At 64.8% G+C, this 22,543-nt stretch carries 24 protein-coding genes and 1 pseudogene; 12 read left to right on the forward strand and 13 right to left on the reverse strand.

The window, feature by feature from the left end; all coding sequences use genetic code 11:
- Positions 1-44 precede the first annotated feature (44 nt).
- The 4 genes from KXR83_RS01095 to KXR83_RS01110 are packed head-to-tail and all read right to left on the reverse strand — an operon-like array spanning position 45 to position 1,664.
- Complete coding sequence (locus KXR83_RS01095; RefSeq protein WP_437423203.1) at positions 45-314, reverse strand: hypothetical protein; 270 nt, start codon at positions 312-314, stop codon at positions 45-47.
- Positions 302-559: a hypothetical protein gene (locus KXR83_RS01100; RefSeq protein WP_437423204.1), complete on the reverse strand. Its 258-nt coding sequence runs from the start codon at positions 557-559 to the stop codon at positions 302-304. Before KXR83_RS01100 ends, KXR83_RS01095 begins: the two co-directional genes overlap by 13 nt.
- Positions 560-590: 31 nt before the next feature.
- Positions 591-1,109 carry an SRPBCC family protein gene (locus KXR83_RS01105; protein WP_437423205.1) on the reverse strand — a complete coding sequence of 173 codons (519 nt, stop codon included), beginning with the start codon at positions 1,107-1,109 and terminating at the stop codon, positions 591-593.
- A gap of 42 nt (positions 1,110-1,151) precedes the next feature.
- On the reverse strand, positions 1,152-1,664 hold the full coding sequence (locus tag KXR83_RS01110; RefSeq protein WP_437423206.1) for a TetR/AcrR family transcriptional regulator: 513 nt from the start codon (positions 1,662-1,664) through the stop codon (positions 1,152-1,154).
- A 234-nt stretch (positions 1,665-1,898) separates the two neighbouring features.
- Between KXR83_RS01110 and KXR83_RS01115 the strand changes: the two genes are divergently transcribed.
- The 3 genes and pseudogenes from KXR83_RS01115 (at position 1,899) to KXR83_RS01125 (ending at position 4,162) form a co-directional block, all read left to right on the forward strand.
- Entirely contained in the window at positions 1,899-2,918 is a 1,020-nt protein-coding gene (locus KXR83_RS01115; RefSeq protein ID WP_437423207.1) for an aldo/keto reductase, read from the forward strand.
- Positions 2,919-2,966: 48 nt separating this feature from the next.
- A pseudogene (locus KXR83_RS01120) lies at positions 2,967-3,843 on the forward strand (LLM class flavin-dependent oxidoreductase).
- 22 nt (positions 3,844-3,865) lie between these two features.
- Positions 3,866-4,162 (forward strand): hypothetical protein, encoded by a 297-nt coding sequence (locus KXR83_RS01125; RefSeq protein ID WP_437423208.1) that lies wholly within the window; start codon positions 3,866-3,868, stop codon positions 4,160-4,162.
- A gap of 19 nt (positions 4,163-4,181) precedes the next feature.
- On the opposite strand, the gene KXR83_RS01130 is transcribed toward KXR83_RS01125, so the two are convergent.
- From KXR83_RS01130 to KXR83_RS01155, 6 genes are read right to left on the reverse strand one after another with little or no spacing between them, the layout of a single operon-like run.
- Positions 4,182-5,432, reverse strand: a complete 1,251-nt coding sequence (locus tag KXR83_RS01130) for an acyl-CoA dehydrogenase family protein (RefSeq protein ID WP_437423209.1) — start codon at positions 5,430-5,432, stop codon at positions 4,182-4,184.
- A gap of 16 nt (positions 5,433-5,448) precedes the next feature.
- Positions 5,449-6,600: a thiolase family protein gene (locus KXR83_RS01135; RefSeq protein WP_437423210.1), complete on the reverse strand. Its 1,152-nt coding sequence runs from the start codon at positions 6,598-6,600 to the stop codon at positions 5,449-5,451.
- Positions 6,597-6,983: a Zn-ribbon domain-containing OB-fold protein gene (locus tag KXR83_RS01140; RefSeq protein WP_437423211.1), complete on the reverse strand. Its 387-nt coding sequence runs from the start codon at positions 6,981-6,983 to the stop codon at positions 6,597-6,599. Before KXR83_RS01140 ends, KXR83_RS01135 begins: the two co-directional genes overlap by 4 nt.
- 13 nt (positions 6,984-6,996) lie before the next feature.
- Positions 6,997-8,409: a 2-oxo acid dehydrogenase subunit E2 gene (locus tag KXR83_RS01145; protein ID WP_437423212.1), complete on the reverse strand. Its 1,413-nt coding sequence runs from the start codon at positions 8,407-8,409 to the stop codon at positions 6,997-6,999.
- 2 nt (positions 8,410-8,411) lie between these two features.
- Positions 8,412-9,437 carry an alpha-ketoacid dehydrogenase subunit beta gene (locus KXR83_RS01150; protein ID WP_437423213.1) on the reverse strand — a complete coding sequence of 342 codons (1,026 nt, stop codon included), beginning with the start codon at positions 9,435-9,437 and terminating at the stop codon, positions 8,412-8,414.
- A gap of 19 nt (positions 9,438-9,456) precedes the next feature.
- On the reverse strand, positions 9,457-10,485 hold the full coding sequence (locus KXR83_RS01155) for a thiamine pyrophosphate-dependent dehydrogenase E1 component subunit alpha (protein WP_437423214.1): 1,029 nt from the start codon (positions 10,483-10,485) through the stop codon (positions 9,457-9,459).
- Between the two features lie 218 nt (positions 10,486-10,703).
- Here KXR83_RS01155 and KXR83_RS01160 point away from each other — a divergent pair, with 218 nt between their 5' ends.
- The 8 genes from KXR83_RS01160 to KXR83_RS01195 all read left to right on the forward strand — a co-directional run bounded on the left by KXR83_RS01160 (position 10,704) and on the right by KXR83_RS01195 (position 17,992).
- Positions 10,704-12,251, forward strand: a complete 1,548-nt coding sequence (locus KXR83_RS01160; RefSeq protein WP_437423215.1) for an AMP-binding protein — start codon at positions 10,704-10,706, stop codon at positions 12,249-12,251.
- A gap of 45 nt (positions 12,252-12,296) precedes the next feature.
- The gene (locus tag KXR83_RS01165; RefSeq protein ID WP_437423216.1) at positions 12,297-12,896 is read left to right on the forward strand and encodes a histidine phosphatase family protein; all 600 of its coding nucleotides are present in this window, start codon (positions 12,297-12,299) and stop codon (positions 12,894-12,896) included.
- A complete protein-coding gene (locus KXR83_RS01170; RefSeq protein WP_437423217.1) occupies positions 12,893-13,534 on the forward strand; it encodes a histidine phosphatase family protein in 642 nt (213 codons plus the stop codon). Before KXR83_RS01165 ends, KXR83_RS01170 begins: the two co-directional genes overlap by 4 nt.
- Positions 13,535-13,628: 94 nt before the next feature.
- On the forward strand, positions 13,629-14,003 hold the full coding sequence (locus tag KXR83_RS01175) for a nitroreductase/quinone reductase family protein (protein WP_437423218.1): 375 nt from the start codon (positions 13,629-13,631) through the stop codon (positions 14,001-14,003).
- Positions 14,004-14,197: 194 nt separating this feature from the next.
- Complete coding sequence (locus KXR83_RS01180) at positions 14,198-15,979, forward strand: DUF222 domain-containing protein (RefSeq protein ID WP_437423219.1); 1,782 nt, start codon at positions 14,198-14,200, stop codon at positions 15,977-15,979.
- Positions 15,980-16,069: 90 nt separating this feature from the next.
- Complete coding sequence (locus KXR83_RS01185; RefSeq protein WP_437423220.1) at positions 16,070-16,864, forward strand: maleylpyruvate isomerase family mycothiol-dependent enzyme; 795 nt, start codon at positions 16,070-16,072, stop codon at positions 16,862-16,864.
- A gap of 139 nt (positions 16,865-17,003) precedes the next feature.
- Complete coding sequence (locus KXR83_RS01190; protein WP_437423221.1) at positions 17,004-17,576, forward strand: DUF6230 family protein; 573 nt, start codon at positions 17,004-17,006, stop codon at positions 17,574-17,576.
- Complete coding sequence (locus tag KXR83_RS01195; RefSeq protein ID WP_437423222.1) at positions 17,570-17,992, forward strand: DUF6114 domain-containing protein; 423 nt, start codon at positions 17,570-17,572, stop codon at positions 17,990-17,992. Before KXR83_RS01190 ends, KXR83_RS01195 begins: the two co-directional genes overlap by 7 nt.
- Here KXR83_RS01195 and KXR83_RS01200 read toward each other — a convergent pair.
- The gene (locus tag KXR83_RS01200; protein WP_437423223.1) at positions 17,951-18,526 is read right to left on the reverse strand and encodes a TetR family transcriptional regulator; all 576 of its coding nucleotides are present in this window, start codon (positions 18,524-18,526) and stop codon (positions 17,951-17,953) included. The two genes, KXR83_RS01195 and KXR83_RS01200, sit on opposite strands and share 42 nt — an antisense overlap.
- 101 nt (positions 18,527-18,627) lie before the next feature.
- Here KXR83_RS01200 and KXR83_RS01205 point away from each other — a divergent pair, with 101 nt between their 5' ends.
- Positions 18,628-19,689, forward strand: a complete 1,062-nt coding sequence (locus KXR83_RS01205) for an NAD(P)-dependent alcohol dehydrogenase (RefSeq protein ID WP_437423224.1) — start codon at positions 18,628-18,630, stop codon at positions 19,687-19,689.
- Here the strand turns inward: KXR83_RS01205 and KXR83_RS01210 are convergent.
- Together KXR83_RS01210 and KXR83_RS01215 are read right to left on the reverse strand one after the other, a co-directional pair.
- Positions 19,676-20,692: an NADP-dependent oxidoreductase gene (locus KXR83_RS01210; RefSeq protein ID WP_437423225.1), complete on the reverse strand. Its 1,017-nt coding sequence runs from the start codon at positions 20,690-20,692 to the stop codon at positions 19,676-19,678. The genes KXR83_RS01205 and KXR83_RS01210 overlap by 14 nt on opposite strands.
- Entirely contained in the window at positions 20,689-22,413 is a 1,725-nt protein-coding gene (locus KXR83_RS01215; protein ID WP_437423226.1) for a PEP-utilizing enzyme, read from the reverse strand. Before KXR83_RS01215 ends, KXR83_RS01210 begins: the two co-directional genes overlap by 4 nt.
- Between the last annotated feature and the right edge of the window lie 130 nt (positions 22,414-22,543).

Below are 22,543 nucleotides of genomic sequence, written 5' to 3' on the forward strand. Positions count from 1 at the left end.
CACGCCGATGCCGGTCCCGTTCACGGGGCCGGCATCGCCGTTTGTCACGGCTTGTCTGAAGCACCGCTCCCCGGACGCGGGGCAAACCCGCGAGCCCACACCTCCCGCACCGCAACCGCGACCAGCACCACGCCCAACGTCTGCATCGTCCCGAACCGAACACTGTCGAGGACGCCGGGAGTTGCCAACAGCAGCAACCCGAAGGCAACGCACGGCGCCGCAACCGTCACGATCCCCGGCACCAGCTGACGCGATGTGATCGCCTCGATCACAGCCGCGATGATCACCACTGCGAACGCAATCAGCGACAGCACCTCGAGTTGGGTCCACGGGTCGTGTTCGAAGACGACGCGCCGGTGAAGTTGGCGATGGCCACGGGAGCTTTGATCTCGCTGTAGGCCTGCTGATTTCCCGACCACCCCGTGTCGAAAGTCGGGCCGAGGTACTCAGTTGCCCCCGTCCAGGTGACGCCGCCTGCAAACAACGTCACCACCACGAACACCCACCAGGCGACATGGCCGGTGATGCGGGCGATCGGAGATACGCGGTGCCAGGTCATCGGCACAGTCTTACATCACCGAACGTTCGCGCTACCGACTTTCCACAGCTGTGCGCAGTGCTTCAAGCGTTTTCGCGATGTTTCGGCGTTGGAACTGTGAGAACGTCGTGCCTCGCGTGGCGACCCGGTCAAAGACGGCCGCTACCGCATCGGGCCACTTGATCCTGTCGTCGGACCACGTTTCGGTGACGCGAGTGCGACCGCCCCCCACGGTGTCGAACCTGTACTCCCAGGTGGCAATCGGGGTCTTGAGACGCGGCGCCTTCGGGCCGATCGCATCAACGCGGAATGCGAAATGCGCACCGGGCTCGGCGGCGGTGACCGTGCAACGCGTGACCCAGTTGACGCTCCCGCGTCTGTTCCGCCCGTGAAACTCCATCCCGACAAACGCTGCACCGTCGGACGCTGGGTTCACCACTGTTGCACCGACGTTCTCCGGGCTCCATTCACCCATTCGGGTCGGGTCACTGACCATCTCGTACAGACGGCCGGGGTCTGCAGCGATGTCGATGCTGTCGGCGACCTGCATGAGGCGCTTGGCTGTGGGCATCTTTTGACTGTAGTGGTGGGTGGTCGGCAGCCGATGCCTGCGTCAGCGAACGCGCAACCCGTCCATGAGCAGCCCGACCATCCGTCGTGCGTCGTAGCTCGAGTCGTCACCCGATCCGATGCACAAGTTGCCGACGCCCCTCATCAGCTCCAATGCGGCTACGTCTGAACGGGTTTCGCCGGCTGCCGCGCCGGCTTCGAGCAAAGACGCACACACGGGCACGAGCCGCTCGAGAAAGTAGCTGTGCAAGGTCTGGAACCCTGCGTCGTCCGATTGCAGCGCCTCGGCAAGACCGTGCTTTGTCACCAGGAAGTCGACGAACAGGTTGATCCATTGAGTCAACGCCGCGTGCGGGGCAACGCCTGATTCCAGGAGTACAGGGCCGGCCTGCCCGCACTCCTCGACCTGGTGCCGGTAGACGGCAACGATGAGGTCCGCTCGGGTGGGAAAGTGACGATAGATCGTGCCGACGCCAACCCCCGCCCTGGCGGCGATGTCGCGCACCGGCGCGTCGACGCCGGTGCTGACAAAGGCCGCAGCGGCCGCGTCGAGCAATGTCTTCTCGTTCCGTCGCGCATCTGACCGTTTCCGAGGTGGCGAGCCCTCGCTCTTCGTTCCTCCCGGACCGTCCTGTGCCGCAGACGTCTGTTTGTTCACCACAGAGCTCTCGGCCCTCCCACTTGGCAAACGGAACATTGTTCCGTATCGTCGTTTCCGGAACGTTGTTCCGCTTTGTTCAGTATGCCAGAGCCGCACAAGCTCTCGCGTCACACCTTCAGAGGAGACACCATGAAGTACCGCACCCTGGGTCGTACCGGCGTCCAGGTCAGCACATTGGCGCTCGGAGCGATGAACTTCGGCGCCATCGGTCGCACCACCCAGGAGGAAGCGATCGCCATCGTCGATGCCGCTCTCGACGCTGGGATCAATGTCATCGACACAGCCGACATGTACGGCCAGGGAGAGTCCGAAGAGATGGTCGGCCGCGCGATCTCCGGTCGCCGCGACGACCTCATCCTGGCGACGAAGGCAAACATGCCGATGGGCGAAGAACTGAATCATCAAGGCAGTTCCCGCCGTTGGCTCACCATGGAGCTCGACAACAGCCTCCGCCGGCTCGGGGTAGACCACGTCGATCTTTATCAGATCCACCGGTGGGACCCGACCACCAGCGACGAAGAGACGCTGTCGGCCCTCACCGACCTCCAGCGGGCGGGCAAGATCCGCTATTTCGGATCGTCAACCTTCCCCGCTTATCGCATCGTCCAGGCGCAGTGGGCAGCCAGTGAACGCCACCTCAGCCGGTACGTGACCGAACAGCCCAGCTACTCGATCCTGCAACGGGGCATCGAGACCCACGTGCTGCCGGTGGCCCAAGAGTACGGACTGGGCGTTCTGGCGTGGAGCCCACTGGCGTCGGGTTGGCTGTCTGGCGCGATCCGCGAAGGTCGTGAGATCGCAACCAGCCGTTCTGGTCTGATGCCGGCCCGGTTCGACACCACGATCCCGGTGAACCGCGCCAAGATGGAAGCGGTGGAGCAGTTGGCGGCTGTCGCCGACCAGGCGGGCCTGACCATGATCCAACTCGCGCTCGGCTTCGTCACCGCTCATCCCGGCGTGACCAGTGCCATCATCGGCCCCCGCACCCTGCAACATCTGCATTCCCAGACTGCGGCCGCCGACACGGCGCTTTCGTCAGACACCCTCGATGCGATCGACGAGATCGTCTCCCCCGGAACAGATCTAGCCCCGGACGAGAAAGTGGACACCCCTCCTTCCCTCCTCGACCCGTCATTGCGACGTCGCTGACATCTATCGCCGAATGCTCGCCACCCCACCATTCGAGGACACATACTCATGGCCACCCCCAGTTTCGGAATCCTCACCGCCCAACAACAAGTCGAATACCGCGACGTACTAAACGTGTGGCTCGAGGCGGACGCGATCCCCGAGATCGAACATGCCTGGCTGTTCGACCACCTCATGCCGATCGGCGGCGACCCCAACGGGCCCATCTTCGAAGGCTGGACGCTGCTCTCGGCCCTCGCCGCAGAGACCGAGCGCCTACGCATCGGCCTCCTGGTCACCAGCAACCGCTTTCGACCGCCGGCGATGCTCGCGAAGATCGCCACCACCGTCGACATCATCTCCGACGGTCGGTTGGACTTCGGGATCGGAGCGGGCTCGCGGCCGAACCCTCCAGAAGCTCGACGCGAATACCCCGCGCACGGCTTGCCGTTCCATGATGTCGCTCATGCGGTGGGCAGTCTCGCCGAGGCCTGCGTCGTGATCAAACGCCTGTGGACCGAGGCCACACCGTTCGACTTCGACGGCGAGTACGTACAACTGACCGGGGCGTTTCAGAATCCGAAACCTGTTCAGCGTCAACATCCCGCTATTGATCGCCGGGCGTTCGGCCGCAGTGCTGCGCATCGTAGCCGAGCACGCAGACATCTGGAACATTCCCGGGGGTGACATCGACGATGTCATCGCGCGCAGTGCATTGCTCGACCGCTACTGCGCTGAGATCGGTCGAGATCCCGCTTCGATCACTCGGTCGATCCATGTGCCGGTCTCCTATGAAGAGGCGGAGCGCACCCGGGACGCGATCGGCCAAGTGGTCGATGCCGGGTTCGGTCACATCGTGCTGGGTCTGCCCGCTCCGTACCCGGTCGGCGTGGCCCACTGGGTGGCCGATGAACTCATCGGCACGTTCGCCCACGCTCAATCGTGACCGCTTGTGGCAGCCTGATTGCATGGCCAAGGAAGTCGAACACACCGATGACGGTCGCTACATCGTGGTGGGCGGCCGCCGCTGGCGAGCCACTGATCCCGCGATTCCTGAGGATCGAAGTGCCGAGTTGCGCTCGATACTGATGGCCTGGCGTCGCGAGGTGAAGCGCACCGGCGGCGCCCCGGAGTCACGAGCGGGTGTTCAGGCCACGAAAGTTGCTCTCGGCGAACGCGGTACGCCGTGGTGGGAACAGACAGATGACGAACGGCGCGCACGCTGGGAGGCCGACATACCTCGTCCGGGCCAGGAACGGTCGTGACTGCCCTCGCGGCGGCCGGTCAGCGCTTGTCGCGTTGCGACCACGGCTTGTCGCGGTCCTCACGCGGCTCAGGCGGAAGGCCGAGCACCCGCTCGCCGATGATGTTGCGCTGGATCTGGTCGGTGCCACCCGCCAACCGGTAGCCCGGACTGCCCAGGAGATGCTCCGTCCATGCGAATTGGTCAGGGTTCACGGCCGCAGTGATGTTGTTTCCCAGCAGGTCTGCAGCAATCTCACCGATACGTCCGAGCACATCGGAAGCCATCAGTTTGCCCACCGACGCAGCCGGGCCGGGCGAGCGTCCGGCTGCAGCGGCACGAGCGACCCGGTCGGCGGTCGCGGCACGCAGTTCCGATCGTATGTAGGCGTCCGCCAGATCTTGACGTACCAGGGGATCGTCCACAAGACCCGATGACCGGGCCAAAGCGACGAGTTCGGCGACCGAACCGCCCTTCTTCCGGGTGACCGATCCGGACGCCGTACGTTCGAATGCCAATGTGGCACTGGCGACCTTCCAGCCCTGCCCGACCGCACCGAGTCGCATGCTGTCCGACACCCGAACGTTCTGCAGGAACACCTCGTTGAACGAGGCGCCACCACTCATCTGCCGAATCGGCCGGATGTCGACGCCCTCCGCGTCAAGAGGGATCAGGAACGCGGTGATTCCCTTGTGTTTTGGTGCATCGGGGTCGGTTCTCGCCAGCAGCATGCCCAGATCGGCGAATCTGGCACCCGACGACCACACCTTCTGGCCGTTGAAGATCCAATCGTCGCCCTCCCGAACACCTCGACAACTCAGAGCGGCCAGATCCGAACCGGCACCGGGCTCACTGAACAGTTGGCACGCCAGAAGATCGGTACGCAGCAACGGGTTCGCGTACTTTGCCCGTTGCTCGGCGGTGCCGAACATGGCAACGGCGGGGCCGACAAGTCCGGTGGTGACGCTGATCAACTCAGTGGACGGTGGGACGTCGAACTCACGCTCGGCCTGGGCGATCGCCGATGCGAAAGAGGCAGGCAGTCCACGGCCTCCGTGTTCCGCGGCGAGCGTGACGGCACCGTAGCCGGCATCGAAACGCTGTCGGCGATACGCCCGGACGGCATCGAGCAAATCGAGTTCGTCTTCGTCGGACAGGTTACGGAACACCGCGAGGTCGGGCTTGTCCGTCGGACTCGGCGCCGGCCGCGGGTCCACGATGGACGCCAGCCAGCGGCGCACCTCCTCCTGGAAGTCGGCGAGAGCCGGCACGGTATCGAGAGTTTCGGTCACGATGGTCCTTTCGTGCTCAGACGGTCAAGACCGTGCATGCCGACAGGCCCGGGGCACCGTAAACGTGGGTGAAACCGATCTCCGGCTGATCTGGCACCTGGTGGCCTTCGGCGCGCCCCTGCAACTGGCGGACCACCTCGTGTACCTGGCGTAACCCGGACGCACCGATGGGCTCGCCGCCGGCCAGACAGCCGCCGTCGGTGTTGATGGGCAGCCCTCCGTCATGACGGGTGGCACCCGAGTCGAGCAGTTCTGCTTGCTCGCCGTGCTGGCACAGTCCGGTCTCGGCCATGTGGATCAATTCTGAGCCGCTGTCGGTGTCCTGCAACTGCGCAACGCCGACATCAGCCGGGCGCACGCCTGCGGCATCGAACGCGGCCGCGGCGGCGTCGATGCTGGGGCTGTTCACCGGATCGGTGTGCAGCCAGGGTGAGAACACCTCGAAGGACCCGAAGCGCCGGGTTCGGACCTCGACCGCCGCGAGCCGAATCGGTTTGTCGCACATGTCATGAGCACGGTCGCCGCGAGCGAGGACCAATGCCACACCACCTTCGCCGGGCGAGCAGAACATGTACTGGGTCAGCGGATCGTTGACCGTCGCGGCGTCGAGCACCTGGTGTGTGGTGAGCGGTGTGCGACGCCACGCCATCGGATGCGCCGCACCATTCGCGAAAGCACGTTCCGCGACTGCCGCCAGCGCTGTCCTGTCGATGCCGTGTTGATGCAGATACCGCTGGGTTTTCATCGCGAAGTACTGGGTGGTGACCATCATCCCGGTCCGAGCGTACCACTGACCGAGACCGTACGCGGCGGGATCCGAGCCGAACGCACCCCGCTCGTGTTTGTCGAACCCCACGACCGCAACCACATTCGCGCGTCCGGCCGTGAGCATGTCGGCCGCGGTCGACAAAGCCACTCCGCCTGTTGCACAGCCGTTCTTGACGGTGGTGAACGGTATGCCGGTCAAACCGAGCCGCGATACAAGCGAATCCGGCTTGCCGGACACATTGCTCCCACCGACGGCGGCATCGATGTCGGACCATACGAGTCCTGCATCGACGAGAGCAGCCCGCAATGCGTGCTCACCCATGTCCATACCGGTCACCCCGGGGTGCCGACCGAAGGCGTGCATGCCTGCACCCACGATGTAGACGTCCCCGGCGCTCATTCGGCGACCTTCTCGAACGCAAAGGAGATGTCGCCCCCGGCCAATGGCAGAAGACGTAGTTCCACCTCGTCACCGATGACCACCGGTCCGAGAATCCTCGATTCCACCAGTACCGAACCCAGATCGATGTAACCGACCACAAACGGCTCGAAACCCGAATCGGGTACCTCGTAGGGCGGTTTCGGCGCGAATGACTGCGTCGTCCAGGTCCACACCCTCCCGCGTGTCGGGAGTGACCGTTGCTCCATCGCTGCACTCGCACACGCGGGACAACGGGTCGCGGCCGGGAACACCACCACGCCGCACCCCGCGCAACCTGACCCGGACAGCACAGGCGGGTCCACTTGGGCGAACAACGTCTCGTCTACAACGCTTCCTTCCATGCCAGAGCCCTGACTAGCGCCCGGCCAGCAGTGAGAGCGGACGACCCAAGATGGCACTCAGCGTCTTGAGGTATTCGGCGGCCGGTGCCCCGTCGACTGCACGGTGGTCAAAGGTCAGGCTCAACGTCAACACCTGCGTGCGGACGGGAGTCTCACCCTCCCAACGGAAGCCGTCTTTCACTCGGCCGACGCCCAGGATCGCGACGTTGCCCGGGTTGATGACGGGGGTGAAGAAGTCGACACCGTACGCGCCGAGCGTGCTCACCGAGAACGTTGCGCCCTCCATGTCCGACAGGCCCAGTTTGCCGGTCCGCGCCCCTGACGCAAGAGTCCGAATGCGGTCGGCGACCTCGGCCACCGACAGACTGTCTGCGTCGCGCACCACGGGCACGATCAGACCACCGTCTACCGCAACCGCCACACCGACGTTGATCTCTTCGAACAGCGTGATCTTGTCGTCGGCGATGCCCGCGTTGAGCAGCGGGTGCTCACGCAGCGCGAGGGCCGCTGCCTTGACAACGAAGTCGTTGAGACTGGGCACCTTTGAACCGGATTGTGCTGCCTCGGCCTTGAGTTGCTCGCGGACGGCCACCAAGGCGGTGACGTCCACCTCGTAGCCATGAGTCAACTGCGCCATCGTCTGCAGACTGTCGATCATGTTGCGCGCGATGGCACCTCGCATGCCTGTCAGCGGGATGACCTCACCCGCTTGGGGACCCGTTGTGGGCGATCCGACGATGGAAGCCGGAGCTGCCACCGTGCCCGCAGCCGCCTCGACATCTGCCTTGGTGATGCGGCCTCCGATACCCGTTCCCGCGACCTCCGCGAGATCGACGCCCAGTTCGTCCGCGCGACGACGAACAAGTGGTCCGACGAATTGGCTTGCTGCGCCGACGGTCTGGGCGAGCTTGCCTGTCGCCGGAGTCGCTGAGGTCGGTTCGGGCGCCTGGACTGGAGCTGCGGCGAGATGTTCCTCGACGTCCTCGGACACGATCCGGCCGCCGGGCCCCGTGCCACGGATGGTCGAGAGGTCCACGTTCGCAGCAACCGCGACCCGCCGCGCATTCGGAGAGGACTTGATCCGTCCGCCGTCATCGGGGCCGCCCACGACCACTGTGGCGGGAGCGGTGTGCGTCTCGGCGACGGGTTCCTGCTCGACCACTGCAGCCGTTCCGTCGGGGGCCGACTCGCCCTCGCCCAACAGCCAGCCGATCACCGCCCCGACCGGCAGTACGTCGCCGGCCGATGCGCCGGTGGCGAGAATGCCCTCGGCTTCGGCCTCCACGTCCACCTCGACCTTGTCGGTCTCTAGCCGCAGCAGCAGGTCGCCCACCGCGATGTGCTGGCCTTCACCGGCCAGCCACTCACCGATGACGCCCTCCTGCATCGTGAGCCCCAACTTCGGCAGCACGATCTGCTGAGCCACGATCAGTTCCTTTCGAGCAGTCGGCGCGCTCCTGCGACGATGCGGTCCGCGTCTGGGACATAAGCCTTTTCGAGCGGAGTGCTGAACGGCACCGGCGTGAACGGTGCTCCGATCCGCAGGACCGGGGCGTCGAGGTAGTCGAATGCCTCTTCCTGGATCTGGGCGGCCACTTCCGCGCCGATCCCACCGAAGGTCACCGCCTCGTGGACCACCAGGATGCGGTTCGTCTTGGATGCGGACTTCACGATGGTGGCGGTGTCGAGCGGCTGGACCGATCGGGGGTCGACCACCTCCACGGAGACGCCGGACTGCTCGAGGATGTCGGCCGCCTTGAGCGCTTCGACAACCATTCGGCCGAACGCGACGATGGTGACGTCATCGCCTTCCCGCGGGATCGCTGCCTGGCCCAGCGGCACCTCGTAGATCTCCTCGGGTACCTCTCCGCGCGCGCCGAGTAGCACTTTGTTCAGCATGAAGACAACGGGGTTGTCGTCGCGCACCGCAGACACCATGAGGCCCTTGGCGTCATACGCGTTTGATGGCATGACCACCTTCAGACCCGGGGTGTGCGCCAGCCAGCTCTCCAGGCTCTGCGAGTGTTGCGCGCCCGCGCTGACGCCGGCGCCGTAGGCCACCGCGATCACCATGGGGACCTTGACCTCCCCGCCGTACATGAACTTCATCTTGGCCGCCTGGTTCACCACCTGGTCGAGCGCAACCGCCAGGAAGTCCATGAACATGATGTCGACGATCGGACGCAAACCCCGTGCAGCGGCGCCGACGCCGAGCCCGATGAGGCCCATCTCGGCGATGGGGGTGTCGACCATCCGACGATCACCGAACTCGGCGAGCAAACCGTCGTACATGTGGAAGACGCCGCCATATGCCGCGACGTCCTCGCCGATGACAAAAACGTCCTCGTCTTCGCGCATGATCTGCGCGATGGCCTCGTTGTACGCCTTGACGTAGGTTGTCTGACGCGCGGCCGGAGCGGTCTCGGTCGTCGTCAATTCTGTTGCAGTAGACATGTGTTCAGCCTTCTCGGGTTCAGTCGCTGTAGACGTTCAGGGCGAAGTCGGCCAGGTCCGGGAATGGGCTGTTCTCGGCGAACTTCACGGATTCGGTGATGTCGGCGTCGACCTCGGCCCAGATCTGCGCGAACTCGGCCTCGGTCACCACACCTTCGGAGACCGCGCGGGCCTCGAGCAGCTTGATGGCGTCGCGCTCTTTCCAGGCCTCGACCTCTTCGACGGTTCGGTAGGTCTTGCGCAGACCCTTCACACCCTGGTGGTCGTAGTACCGATACGTCTTGGCCTCCACCAGCGTCGGACCGCCACCATCACGAGCACGTTCAACAGCGCGCCCCACCGCGGCACGCACGGCGATGGCATCCATGCCGTCGCAGATCTCGCTGGGGAAGCCGTAGGCAGGCGCGCGGTCGGCGACGTTCTCCAGCTTCATGTGGTCGCGCAGTGCGGTGAACTCGGCGTAGCCGTTGTTCTCGCAGACGAACACCACCGGCAGGTTGAGGATCCCGGCCATGTTCGCCGCTTCGTGGAAGGCGCCGATGTTGCTTGCGCCGTCGCCGAAGAACGGGATGGCAACGGTGTCCTCGCCGCGGTACTTGGCCGCGAACGCAGCTCCGACGGCGATCGGGATGCCGCCTCCGACAATGCCGTTGGCGCCGAGCATGCCGATCGAGAGGTCGTTGATGTGCATCGAGCCGCCACGGCCCTTGCAATAGCCGTCGACCCGGCCGAACAGTTCGGCGAACATCTGCCGGAACTGCGCACCCTTGGCCACGGCGTGACCGTGCCCGCGGTGCGTCGACGAGATCTGATCGGTGTCGCGCAGATTGCTCATGGCGCCGGCGGCCACCGCTTCCTGTCCGACATACAGATGCAAGAAGCCGGGCAGCTTGCCGCCCTCCATGAGGCGGCCCGCCTCCGTCTCGAACTGCCGGATCCGAACCATGCGGCGATGGAGGTCGAGCAGCACTTCTTTGCTCGGAGTGGGGTCATTGGATCCGACGGGCTCGATGGCCTCGCGGGTTGCGTTGGTCGCGGTCGAAGTCACCACGAGCACCTCTTCTCTCGTTTCGAACCTTGCAGTCATGGACGCCGGGGGCGACTTTGTTTACTTCTTCTGCAGTATCGACCACTACTGTAGCCGAATGTAAGTAGAATCACTATAAAGTTACTACAGCAGATCCGCGGCCCAGCGTCTTACTTGACTTGGTATCCAGTAAATCGCACGATGGGCGCCTACACGGACGTATTGGAAGGACTGAGTCGATGCTCGACCGAATCCGCGATCGGGCGATGACCGATCCCACCGGCACAGCCCTGGTGGACGACCGCACGGTCATGACCTGGCACGAGGTCCTGGGCGTTCTGGACTCCCTCGGCGAGCGGCTCATCGGTGTGGCCGGCGATCCTGACGAGCGCATCGCAGTGATCGGCGAGAACAACGTGGAAACCCTGCTCGCGCACGCTGCAGCCATCGGCCGCGGCGTGGGGCCGGTTGCGGTATCCCGGCAGCTCAAAGCAGGCGAGATGGCCGACCAGTTGATCGACTCCGGATCCGTGGCGGTGGTCACCGGACCCCTTGGCCTCCAATCGGCGACAGAAGCCGCCGGCAAGGCGAACTTACGGGCCGTGATCGCACACCACGCTCCCGCCGCCGACGGTGCTGTCACCTGGGCCGACTTTCTGGACTCTCCCACCACCTCGGCCGCCACAGCGGCTCCCGATCAGCGACCCGCCCGGCCCCCGCTGGTCTACACATCGGGCACAACCGGGCGCGCTCGCGGAACTGAGGTGCACTGGCTGCCGACGCCCGCCGCCAACGCCGCGGATTTCGCGACGGCAGTCGCAGGCCGATCGGGGTACCCGGCGGGCACCCACCTGGTGGTCGGGCCCCTGCAACACAACGGACCGCTGACGTCGATTCGCCATCTGCTCTCCGGCCAGCCGGTGGTGATCCTCGGCCGTTTCGATCCGGAGCGGACCCTCGAACTGATCGAGACGCATCGGGTGACCTCCACGTTGATGGTGCCCACACACTTCCAACGCCTGCTGGCCTTGCCCGATGCCGTGAGAGCCCGGTACGACGTGTCGAGCCTGGAATACGTGGCGCATACCGGCTCGGCCTGCCCACCGGACGTGAAGCGCGCGATGATCGACTGGTTCGGACCGGTACTCATCGAGTCGTACGGCGGCAGCGAGATCGGAACCGTGTGCAAGATCGACTCGGCAGAATGGCTGGAGCATCCACGCTCCGTCGGCCGGGCAGTACCGCCGTTCGAAGCTGTGGTCGTGGGCGACGAGGGCACCGAACTCGAGCGCGGCTCCGTCGGCGTACTGGGATTTCGCACCCCACCCGAACGCGGTGTGGTCTACCACGCTGATCCCGAAAAGACGGCTGCCGCTTACATTTTGCCCGGGGTCGCGACTCTTGGGGACGTCGGCTACGTGGACGACGAGGGGTACGTCTTCATCACCGACCGGGTGGCCGACATGGTGGTGTCCGGCGGGGTGAACCTCTACCCGGCCGAGAGTGAGCGCGTGCTGCTGACCCATCCGGATGTCGCCGAGGTCGCCGTGATCGGCGTACCGGATGGTGATCTCGGCGAAGCGCTTCTCGCGCTTGTTGTTCCCGCACAGGGCACTTCGCTGGACGTCGACGCGCTCGCCTCGTTCGCCAAGGAGTCGATGGCCTCGTACAAGTGCCCCAAGCAATACGTGGTCGTCGACGAACTGGCCCGCAACGCGATGGGCAAACTCGACAAGAAGGCCCTACGCGCCCCCTATTGGGCCACCGGCCGCACGATAGCGGGCTGAATCACCCGTTCGTCCGTATGACCTGATGCTCTTCGAAAGGCACCGATGATCGAGATCCTGTTCGTCCGGCATGGCCAACCCGTGTCGGGGGTTCGTGATCCCGTCCTGGCGCCCGAGGGGATCGCCGACGCGGGCAAACTCGCCGAGTGGTTGCGACACGAGACGGTCGATGCGGTCGTCTCCAGTCCCCTGGCCCGCGCGCGTGAAACCGCTGACACCATCGCAGCGGGGTTGGGCCGCGAGGTGGACCTTGTCCTCGAAGATCTTCGCGAATGGGACGACGACATCAGCCCCGAAGACTATGTCGCTTTGGAAGACATGGAACCGGACGATCCTCGACTACTCGCCGTGGCGGCCGGGCGGTTCGAAGACTATGTGCCGCAACTTGATCTACCGAAGTTCCGTGCCCGCGCCAGGAGTGCGATGGAGCAGGTGATCGAGCGTTACGGATCGGGACGGGTTGTGGTGGTCGCCCACGGCGGCATCCTCAACGCAGCCATCGCGGACGTACTCGAGATGCCCAAGACGTTCTGGCACAACCCCGCCTACACCTCCGTGGCCCGGCTGCGCCGACTCGATTCCGGTGTCACCGTTGTTGATGCCATCAACGACACCGCTCACTTGCGTGGCACGGTGAACCCATGACACAGGTCGACAACGCGGTCACCGCCACCGCGGACACCACCGCCCCCGACACCATCGCCACAGCCAGTCAGATCATCCTGGTCCGCCATGGACTACCTGGAGGCCCCGCTGTGGCCGACCCTTCACTGGGCGCCGAGGGTGTCGCTCAGGCCCGTCGTCTCGCCGAATGGCTCAGGGCGGAGCCGGTGGCCCAGTTCGTCTCCAGCCACTACGCCCGAGCACACGAAACCGCGCTGCTGGCAGCGCAGCCGCACGCACTGGAAGTGCACGTGGACAAGCGGCTTCGCGAATGGGACAGCGATCGCACCACCTACGCCACACCCGAGGCCATCGCGGCCACGCCACGGGGAAAGGCCTTCGCGGAGGGCCGATACGACGAGTTCATCCCCGACTACGACAAGGTCGCGACAGCGGCCCGCATGCGAGCGGCGGTGGCCGAAGCAGCCGAGCGGGCACCCGGCCAGTTGACCGTCATCGTGTCCCACGGCGGTGTGATCAACACTCTGCTGACCGACATCCTGCAGGCCCCCTCACCGTTCTTCTTCAACCCCGGCTACACCTCGATGACCCGCGTCGCGGTGATGCGGTCGGGCAGGTTTGTCATCCAGTCCGTGAATGAGACCGCGCACCTGCGTTGAGGCACGCTGGGTGGCGATGTGTCAGCGTAACGACACGAACCCAGCAAAATCATCGACCGCCGGCGGTCCGTGGTGGTATGCCCCGAAGAGATGGATGTACCGCGACGGTAGGCCCCACAGCCTGGCCCGTTTCATCAATTCGCTGTCGTCACGGCTGTATTCCCGCGGCCTATTCAAACGGAGCGGCGGTGCCACGCTGACGGTGCGCGGCAGACGCTCCGGCAGGCCGGTATCGCTGCCGGTGGTGATCGCTGAACACGATGGCTCGCGCTACCTGGTCTCGACGCTCGGAGACGACGCGAACTGGGTGCACAACGTGCGCGAAGCCGGCGGCGATGCCGAGCTCAATCAGCGCCCGGTGCACCTCGTCGAGATTCCCATCGGTGAACGCGCGTCGATCCTGCGCTGCTACCTGCAGATCGCTCCCGGGGCCCGCCCGCACTCCCGGTTTCCCATCAGGCACCGCTGAGCGAGTTCGCCGGTGTGGCACAGGCTTATCCCCGTCTTCCGGATCGATCGGAGCTGAACACCGGGGTTCGGTGATACTGCGTCGAGCCGACGCCGAAGTCATGTCCAGACAAACCTGTGTCCACCCGATCCTCAGTTCCACACATGTGCGGCGAGACCGCACGTTTGTCAGACCCCTCCGATATACTCGAACACATGTTCGGGGGAACAAGATCAGAGCAGGAACGGGCGACCGGAATCGGGGCGGCGGCGGTGTTGCGGCCCAACGAGTTGCTGCGCAATGCAGAGGCAGCGGTTGCAGGCCAGGCCTACCTGGAATGGGCGCGTTACGACGCTGCCGCACAGCTGCACCGGCAACTGGTCGAGCCACATGAGGACACCGCGGTTGCGCTGAGGGCGCTCGACCCGTTCGCCGTCTGCGCTGCTCGGTTGGCAGCTGCGCAGCAGATCACTCAGCAGGGTGCCGAGCACCACCTGTCGCGAGCACTGGCTCTGCGAGACCGGCTACCGGCCGTCAACGAACAACTGCGGCAGGGACGGGTTGCAGCTCATCACATCGCGACGATCGTCTCGAGGACCGACCTGATCGACGGGTCAGCGTTCATGGCCGACATCGACCACGAGATAGCAGGCCACCTGCAACGAAACGGATCGTGGTCGAAGAACCGCATGCGAGACATGGTCGACTCCACGATATTTCGCCGCGACCCTGACCTCGTCCGTCACGATAGGGAAGACGCGAAGAACAAGCGCGGCGTGTGGTCGAACAACATCGAGCACGGAATGTCCGCCATCGATGCGGTCGCGAGTGCCGAAGAGACCGCCATGATCATGGCGCGCCTCGAGAAGCTGGCGATGTCGGTCTGCAAGGCCGATCCGCGGCGCAAGTCCGACCGGATGGCCGACGCTCTGTTCGCAGTGGTGATGGCTCGCGAGTTTTATTGCCAGTGCCCCAACGACCCGAAGCACCCCTGCGCAGCCGACATTCGCACGGTCCCAACCCACGAGGCAGTGGTGTCGGGCATCGACGTGAAGATCATCCTCCACGTGATCGCTGATCGAGCCACCGTCGACGGCAGCGCAGACAGTCCCGGATACCTCGACGGGCATGGGGTGATCAGCGCTGACCACGTCCGCGACATCGCCACCAGGCCGGAAGTCGTCGCCCGTCCCATGGGAAACGACTACCGGGAGGTGCAACGGGACGAGTCTGTCGCAGACACCGCCCCCACGTCGCATCTGGACGACCCCCGGTCCGCAGAAGCCCCCAGTTCCGTTCGCGACCGCGAAGATCCCGAGCAGGTGCCCGAAGAACACACAACATCCGACGGTGATCTCACGCAGCGAACGTTGTATCGCCGGGCACCACAGAGCATTCCGAGCGTCGGCGTCGGAGGTACGCGGGACGCCGTCGAACCGCCTTTTGTGCAGGCCGTTCCACTGCCTGCCGTACAACCAGGCGACCCGTACAGGCCATCCGCAGTCGCGGACAGCTACATTCGCATCCGCGACTGCTACTGCACGTGGCCTGGCTGCGACCGCAAAGCCTGGGGCGCCGACCTCGACCACACCCACGAGTACAACCACAACGACCCGGCCGCCGGAGGACATACCCACCCGGGCCACATGAAGGTTCTCTGCCGCTTCCACCATCTGCTCAAGACCTATTCCGACTGGCTCGATGACCAGTACCCGGACACGCGCAACGGTCGCACCCGGCTCGTCTTCATCACGCCGGAAGGGCGGACCTATCGCGGCCCAGCCTGGACCGGCGAAGACCTGTTCCCGGTACTCGCGCGTCTCGTCTGGGACGCCGGCCCGGTCCCCCGCAGGCACCCATCGTCACATTCGCCACCAATCTCAGACACCCGACAGAAGACGCGTACTGCTGCCAAACATGCACGCCGTCAACAGGAAAGGGAACGAAACCGCCGACGAAGTCAGGAGTCGGACGAGCTCGCTCCTCCACCCTTCTGAGTTACTTGACAACGCCACCTGTTTGTTGGTTGACTGTCGATATTGAGACGCGCATCACAGTGTGCGCAACGTTCGCCGAGGGAGTCCCCTATGAGCACAGCTGGGTTGGTCGCGAGCAAGAAACTCGCCGAGAGGTACGCAGACGTTGTCCGCAGCCTCACGGCCGACGAGTGGGAAGCACCAAGCCGCTGTGCCGGTTGGTCGGTGAAAGACCTGGTGGCACACACAGGTTCGAACTTCAAGGTGATGGTCGATCCCCCGGCCGAGGATCCCGGAGCACCGACTCCCGCCACTGCCGAGGAGATGCAGGAACTGCTCGTGGCGCAGCGCCGCGACTGGACCAGCACCCAGGTCGCCGACGAGTTCCTGAACAGCGCCGACGGCGCCATGGGTGTGCTGGAAATGATGCAACAAGACGGTGTGGCAAGAACCCCGATGACCATGTCAGACCTGGGAACGTATCAGAGCCACCAACTTTCGGACGCCTTTGCGTTCGACATGTGGTGCCATATGTATGTGGATCTACTGGCACCCGAGGGCCCGGTCACCCGCCCGGTCGCCGAACCCGACAACGAGGTGCTGAGCGCTGCGATCGGCTGGATGTGGGACGGACTGCCGCAGATGTGCAAGCCGGTCAGTTCGGTGCTCGACCGCTCGTTGGGCGTGCGGCTTTCAGGACCCGGTGGCGGCGAGTGGACCCTGCGACCCGGCTCCGAGCTCCTCACTGTCGAGGCCGGAATCATCGACGCAGACACCGTGATCGCGTCCACTGCAACGTCTTTTGTGATGTGGGGCACAACTCGCACTTCATGGCGTGATCACGTGTCCGTCGACGGCGACTCCGACTACGCCTCGACCGTTTTGAACACCATCAACATCGTGTGACGGCCGACTCCCTGGGGTCCGAAACGGTTTGCCCGTGCGCGACGATGGGTACAGCGAGCGTGATCAGCCGGGTTCTGCCCATGTGCCCGGTGATCTGACGCCACGTCTGTCTCTCACCCACCACCTTTAGGGCTCGCACATGGGATCCATTCGGAAACGCCGCTTCGCCACGTACACATCCGTCGGCATTGTCGGCGCCGCGCTCATCGGCGGGGGTATCGCCCACGGCGATCTACCCATGAACCTGTCGATCTCTGGCCAGTCGTCGCTGGCGACGATCTCTTCTGGCACCGCACAGAATGTCACGGTGTTCGCCCGGGAGGTTGAGACCACCACCAAGGGCAACCTGCCGAGCGCGGCCATCAGTCTGGAATCCGCTCAACTGACCGACGTCTGTCTCTCGACTGTCGCTCACGGGCTCCCGTTCATCGGCGATGTGACGATGTACATCCGTGTTCCGGGCAACAACACCACGGTGGACAACCTTGTGGTCGATGCCTCGTCCTTGGGAGGGTCGATCAAGACCGGGCCGGCGCAACTCGGACTCGACGTCTCGGCCACGGGTCAGGCCGAGGGGGTTCTGACGGCTGGGAAAACCGCGACGAACGCCACGATGACGCAGGCACGCATCGACGTCATCTCGCTGAACGCAAGCGCAGTGTCGATGAAGAACTTCACCATCGACGTGGAAAAGGGATCCACGACGTGCTGACTGCGGAAGGTACTCAGACCCGACGCGCGCGATTCCGGATCTGGCGGATACAACGGCCGTTCTGGGGCGCCGTCCTGATCATCGTGTCGGGTATGTGCTTGCTGCTGCCCGCCTACACAACGTTTCACGTCGGCGATGTTCTCGTCACCATCAGCACCATCTCCGGGGTGTCGACGCTACTGCTCGGTGCACTGATGTTGCTCTGCGGCGCCACATCTTTGTTGCGACCCTCGACGAAATTGCCCGCCGGCATCAGCGCCATGATCATCGCGCTGGTTGCACTCCCGGCAGCCAACTTCGGCGGCTTCATCATCGGCACGTTGCTCGGCATCGTAGGTGCGAGCCTGGTGTTGGCCTGGTCTGACGCCCCACATTCACCGGTCGCGGCAGAAAGCGCGGCCGACCGCCACGCGTAGGGCCGCCCGTCGTCGGTTGTGATCCTCCGGGCTGTCGTCACCGGTCGCCGTGTAGACGATTGCATTCTGGGCCCAGGTGCTCGCCAACGCGATCAACATGGACCACACGTCTTCCGTATCTACATCGTCGACGAGGATCCCGCGCGCCTGACCGTTCGAAATCGCTTGGAGCACATCGGCATCGCGGTTCGGTAGGTGCGCGAAGAGGGCGCCTGTGGGCGTGCGCTCCAACCTCGCCCATGACAACAACCGAACAAGACACGGGTCGTCGAGATACATGTCGTAGAGACGCACGGCGTAGCCGGGGAGATCGTCCGCATCAAACGGCACGGTGTCCACATCGGCATCAACACGCGCTGAAAAGACGGCGTTGAACAACTTGTCCTTGCTGCCGAAGTAGCTGTAGATCTGCGACTTGTTGATCGGCGTGGTGGCAGCGATTCGGTCGACCCGAGCGCCGGCGATCCCGTAGGCCGCGAACTCCGCGGTGGCCGCGGCCAGTATTCGCCTCCTGGTCTCTGATGAGTCGCCCATGAACGCCCACTCTACCCAAAACCAACTCGTTGGTTGCCACAACGCCGGCGACCACCTACTGTCGAATCCAACTGGTTGGTTGGTTATTGAGATGAGGACACATGCGAACTGTCACGGGCTATCAAGCGAGCACCAGAACGTCAGGTCTCGAACCCTTCCAGTTCGAAAGGCGCGAGCTCCGGGATGACGATGTCGCCGTGCAGGTCACGTTCTGCGGGGTCTGTCATACCGATCTGCACGCAGTTCGCAGTTTCGCGCCCGGCCCGGACTCGCCGCCGATGGTCCCCGGTCACGAGTTCGTCGGGACGGTTACCGCGCTAGGAGGGGCGGTCACCGCATTCGGAGTGGGCGACGAGGTGGCGGTGGGCAACATCGTCGACTCGTGCGGAGACTGCGACATGTGCGGGGTGGGTCAGGAGAACTTCTGCCGAAACTATCCGACGTTGACCTATGGCGGCACCGACCGACGTGACGGTTCGACAACCTTGGGTGCGTACTCCACCGAGTACGTTGTGCGCGACCGTTTTGTCTACCACCGCCCCTCGGTCCTCGACCCCGCAGCAGTGGCGCCTCTGATGTGCGCGGGAATCACGGTGTGGGAGCCGTTGCGCAGCAACTCTGTCGGTCCGGGCATGTCGGTCGGTGTGGTGGGAGCCGGCGGCCTCGGCCACTTGGCCGTCAAGTTGGCGAATGCGCTCGGCGCCGAGGTCACGGTGTTCACCACGTCGACCGGAAAGGCCGAGGACGCCTCTCGGCTCGGGGCCCACCGCGTGGTGATCTCGACCGATTCCGCCTCGATGGCGGAGATGACCGGAAAGCTCGACCTCATCATCGACTGCGTCCCGGTGGAGCATGACCCTGCCCCATATCTCCGCTGCCTCGCTCTGGACGGAACCCTCTGCGTGGTGGGGCATCTCGGGCCGATGACGGTCGACACCGTCGACCTACTGATCGGCCGCAAGAGCCTCTCCTCTGCGGGCAGCGGCGGCCGCAGACACACGCAGGATCTGCTCGACTTCTGCGGTGAGCACAACATCACCGCAGATGTCGAAGTGCTGCCCTCGCGCCAGGTGAACGAGGCGTTGGACCGGTTGTCTCGCAACGATGTGCGTTACCGGTTTGTCCTCGACATGGCCGACGCCGGCGAACTCAGCCGAGGCTGACCAACATCTTGCCGACGTTCCCGCCGCCGAGCATCGACAGGAAAGCGTCCACGGCGTTGTCCAGACCGTCGTAGATGGTGGATTCGGCGACCAGTTCGCCCGCCGCAAGCCAGCCGACAACCCGATCTTCGAACTCGGCCCTCAGATCTTCGTGGTCACGGACGATGAAGCCACGCAGCGTGATTCGCTTCAGGATCGCGTTCATCAACACGTCGATTGCCGGACGGTCAGGCCCACCGTTGGAGATCATCCCGCACAGCGCAACTCGGCCTCCGACCTTCAGAGACGACAGCGCGGCGACAAGATGGTCGCCGCCGACGTTGTCGAAGTAAAGGTCGATGCCGTCCGGAGCGGCGGTCCGCAGGGCGGATCCGATCGGCTCGCTGCGATAGTCGATGCCCGCGTCGAAGCCGAGATCCTCTATGAGCTTCCCCGCCTTCGCCGGGCCTCCCGCGCTGCCGATCACTGTGCGCGCACCCATCAATCGGGCGAACTGCCCAGCTGTGCTGCCGACCGCACCGGCGGCAGCCGAGACGAAGACGTCGTCGCCCGGACGTAACTCGCCCGCGCGGACCAGACCTGCGTAAGCGGTGAAACCTGTTTGCCCCAGCACCCCGAGCCAGTGGTGCAGTTCGAGCCCCCGGGGGTCGATGACCGCCGCGGCGGAACCGTCGACCACGGCGTGTTCGCGCCAGCCCAACCGGTGGCGCACGTACGACCCGTTCGGGATCAGGCTGTTCCCGGCAACCACCACGCCCAGCGCCGAGCCGTCCAGCGGGGCGTCGACCTGGAAGTTGGTGGTGTAGTGCATCTCCGAAGTGCCCAGACGCCCCCGCATCGACGGGTCGACACTCATGAACAGGTTCTGCACCAGCACCTGATCGCCCGAGATCTCAGGTACGGCCGTCTCACGAACTTCGAAGTGCTCTGGAAGGGGCTCCCCGTCTGCCGGTCGCTCCTTCAGGAAGACCGCGCGCGTGGTGGTGATGACACCGCTGCTCACGGCAGCTCCAGAATTGTTACCGTGCCCTTGGAGCCATCGACCTCGACGAGCGCGCCGTCCGGGATCCGTCGGGTCGCAGCGGGAACGCCCGCTGTGCAAGCGATTCCGAGCTCGCGGCTGACGATCATCGCGTGCGAACCCATGGCACCGACGTCGGTGATCGCGCCGGCGGACACCATGAACAGCGGAGTCCACGACGGATCGGTTTGCGGTGCGACGAGGATCTCGCCGACCTCGAACGTGTCGAGCGCATCCATCGAGGTGATGACGCGGGTGCGCCCGGTGGTGATACCCGGTGAAGCACCCGAACCCTGCAGCACGTCACCGACTTTCACACCCTCGACGGCCGATTCGCCCTTGCGCTTGAGACCCGACAGCGGGGGCATCGGCTCGCGGGTGTCGAGGAACGTCGGCAGTTCCAGTCCGAACAGCTCGCGCCATTGCCGGTGCCTGCCGGCCAGTGTTCGTGTCATCGACTCGGGGGCGCTGGCCAGGGCGTCGAGCTCGTCGTCGATTGCCATGAAGACGTGGTCGGGTGACTCGAGATGACCCTGCGCGTGCAGCCGTCGGCCCAACTCGACCAGCGGGACACGTGCCTCGTGCAACACCTTGATGCAGTTGGTCTTTGCCCGTTCACGCCAGGCTGCGAACCGCCGGGCCGATGCGACCGCGGCGTCGAGGGTCGCGAGTGCCTCGGCGTCGTCACCCACGATGGCCCGGGCACGCGCCAGCGCGTCGTCGGTGGCGGACGCGTGTTCTGACAACCGGGCAGCGGGTGATGCCGAATCGTCTTGCAGCCGGAGCCGATCGATCAGCGAGAACACCAGGTCGGGCTTGGTCTCCCAGGACACCGAACCGAGGTCCCACTCGTTCGGCCCTCGGTATCCGAAGTCGAGGAGGAACTGCTCGAGCGACGCGTCGAACTTGGGATCGATTCCGGCGATCCGCGCACCCACCCCGGCGACGCCACCGTCGAAAGCCGCCATCAGCTGCTCGTCGGCGCGGACAAGGCGACCGAGCTCCCACAACGCATACGACGGCAGGGCCGAATCGACGTCGCCGGCCGAACCGACAAGCGTGACGATGAGGTCCTGATGATCGGCACCCAGCAGTTGGCCGAGCACGGCGGGGCCGACAGCGGCGCAGTTGGTGGCCACCACCTCGCCACGCCAGGCGACCCGCTCCAGCGGCATCACCGAACGTGCGCGCGCGACGAGGGCCGCGGGGGTCAACGACGCGAGGTCGGGCCGCTCGGTGCGCAGTCGGTCCGCGAGCGTGCGATCTTCCTCCAACTCCGGGAAGGTTTCTGTAGAGAGCGCCCATGCGTTGCGGTCGGCCAGCCGGCGGCTGGCGTCTGCGTTCTCGTCGTCCGGATGGCCCACGTAAGCGGGGATGTCGGGATCGCCGCCGTACCAGAGCTGGTCTACCAACTCCACCGGCAGTCCACCGCGGATCCCGACGAGCCGCGACATCGAGAGGTTGATGTACAGGTGGCCGTAGAAGATGCCCGATGATGCGGCGACATCTGGCTTCTCGGCCAGCGAATAGCTGCCCAAGCTGGCGTAACCGAAGTTCCAACCGGGCAAGATGTTCTGGATCCATCCGAGATCGGCGCCCAGCGGGGTGATCGGATCGGACAGCACGTCGCTGGCATTCAGCCGGGTGTACACGGGCAGGCGGTTGCTGGGATCGGTATCGACCAGCCAACGTTCTTCGGTCATCTCATCTCGACTCTGGGATAGTTTCTATATTTTGGGTGCAGTACTGTGTGTGACATGTAACACTGTACTGAGACTGTAGACGAATACAAGTAACTTGTCTGCACTCAACCGACCGTTGGTTCAAGGGAGA

Origin of the sequence: Williamsia muralis, from assembly GCF_051487485.1 — a bacterium.
GTDB classification, from domain to species: Bacteria; Actinomycetota; Actinomycetes; order Mycobacteriales; family Mycobacteriaceae; genus Williamsia; species Williamsia muralis_B.

Coding starts and splice junctions, on each gene's coding strand:
- KXR83_RS01170 (WP_437423217.1), top strand. CDS start 12,893: ATGACACAGGTCGACAACGCGGTCACCGCCACCGCGGACACCACCGCC.
- KXR83_RS01205 (WP_437423224.1), top strand. CDS start 18,628: ATGCGAACTGTCACGGGCTATCAAGCGAGCACCAGAACGTCAGGTCTC.
- KXR83_RS01140 (WP_437423211.1), bottom strand. CDS start 6,983: ATGGAAGGAAGCGTTGTAGACGAGACGTTGTTCGCCCAAGTGGACCCG.
- KXR83_RS01150 (WP_437423213.1), bottom strand. CDS start 9,437: ATGTCTACTGCAACAGAATTGACGACGACCGAGACCGCTCCGGCCGCG.
- KXR83_RS01125 (WP_437423208.1), top strand. CDS start 3,866: ATGGCCAAGGAAGTCGAACACACCGATGACGGTCGCTACATCGTGGTG.
- KXR83_RS01115 (WP_437423207.1), top strand. CDS start 1,899: ATGAAGTACCGCACCCTGGGTCGTACCGGCGTCCAGGTCAGCACATTG.
- KXR83_RS01100 (WP_437423204.1), bottom strand. CDS start 559: ATGACCTGGCACCGCGTATCTCCGATCGCCCGCATCACCGGCCATGTC.
- KXR83_RS01190 (WP_437423221.1), top strand. CDS start 17,004: ATGGGATCCATTCGGAAACGCCGCTTCGCCACGTACACATCCGTCGGC.
- KXR83_RS01215 (WP_437423226.1), bottom strand. CDS start 22,413: ATGACCGAAGAACGTTGGCTGGTCGATACCGATCCCAGCAACCGCCTG.
- KXR83_RS01160 (WP_437423215.1), top strand. CDS start 10,704: ATGCTCGACCGAATCCGCGATCGGGCGATGACCGATCCCACCGGCACA.
- KXR83_RS01105 (WP_437423205.1), bottom strand. CDS start 1,109: ATGCCCACAGCCAAGCGCCTCATGCAGGTCGCCGACAGCATCGACATC.
- KXR83_RS01175 (WP_437423218.1), top strand. CDS start 13,629: ATGTACCGCGACGGTAGGCCCCACAGCCTGGCCCGTTTCATCAATTCG.
- KXR83_RS01200 (WP_437423223.1), bottom strand. CDS start 18,526: ATGGGCGACTCATCAGAGACCAGGAGGCGAATACTGGCCGCGGCCACC.
- KXR83_RS01180 (WP_437423219.1), top strand. CDS start 14,198: ATGTTCGGGGGAACAAGATCAGAGCAGGAACGGGCGACCGGAATCGGG.
- KXR83_RS01165 (WP_437423216.1), top strand. CDS start 12,297: ATGATCGAGATCCTGTTCGTCCGGCATGGCCAACCCGTGTCGGGGGTT.
- KXR83_RS01135 (WP_437423210.1), bottom strand. CDS start 6,600: ATGAGCGCCGGGGACGTCTACATCGTGGGTGCAGGCATGCACGCCTTC.
- KXR83_RS01185 (WP_437423220.1), top strand. CDS start 16,070: ATGAGCACAGCTGGGTTGGTCGCGAGCAAGAAACTCGCCGAGAGGTAC.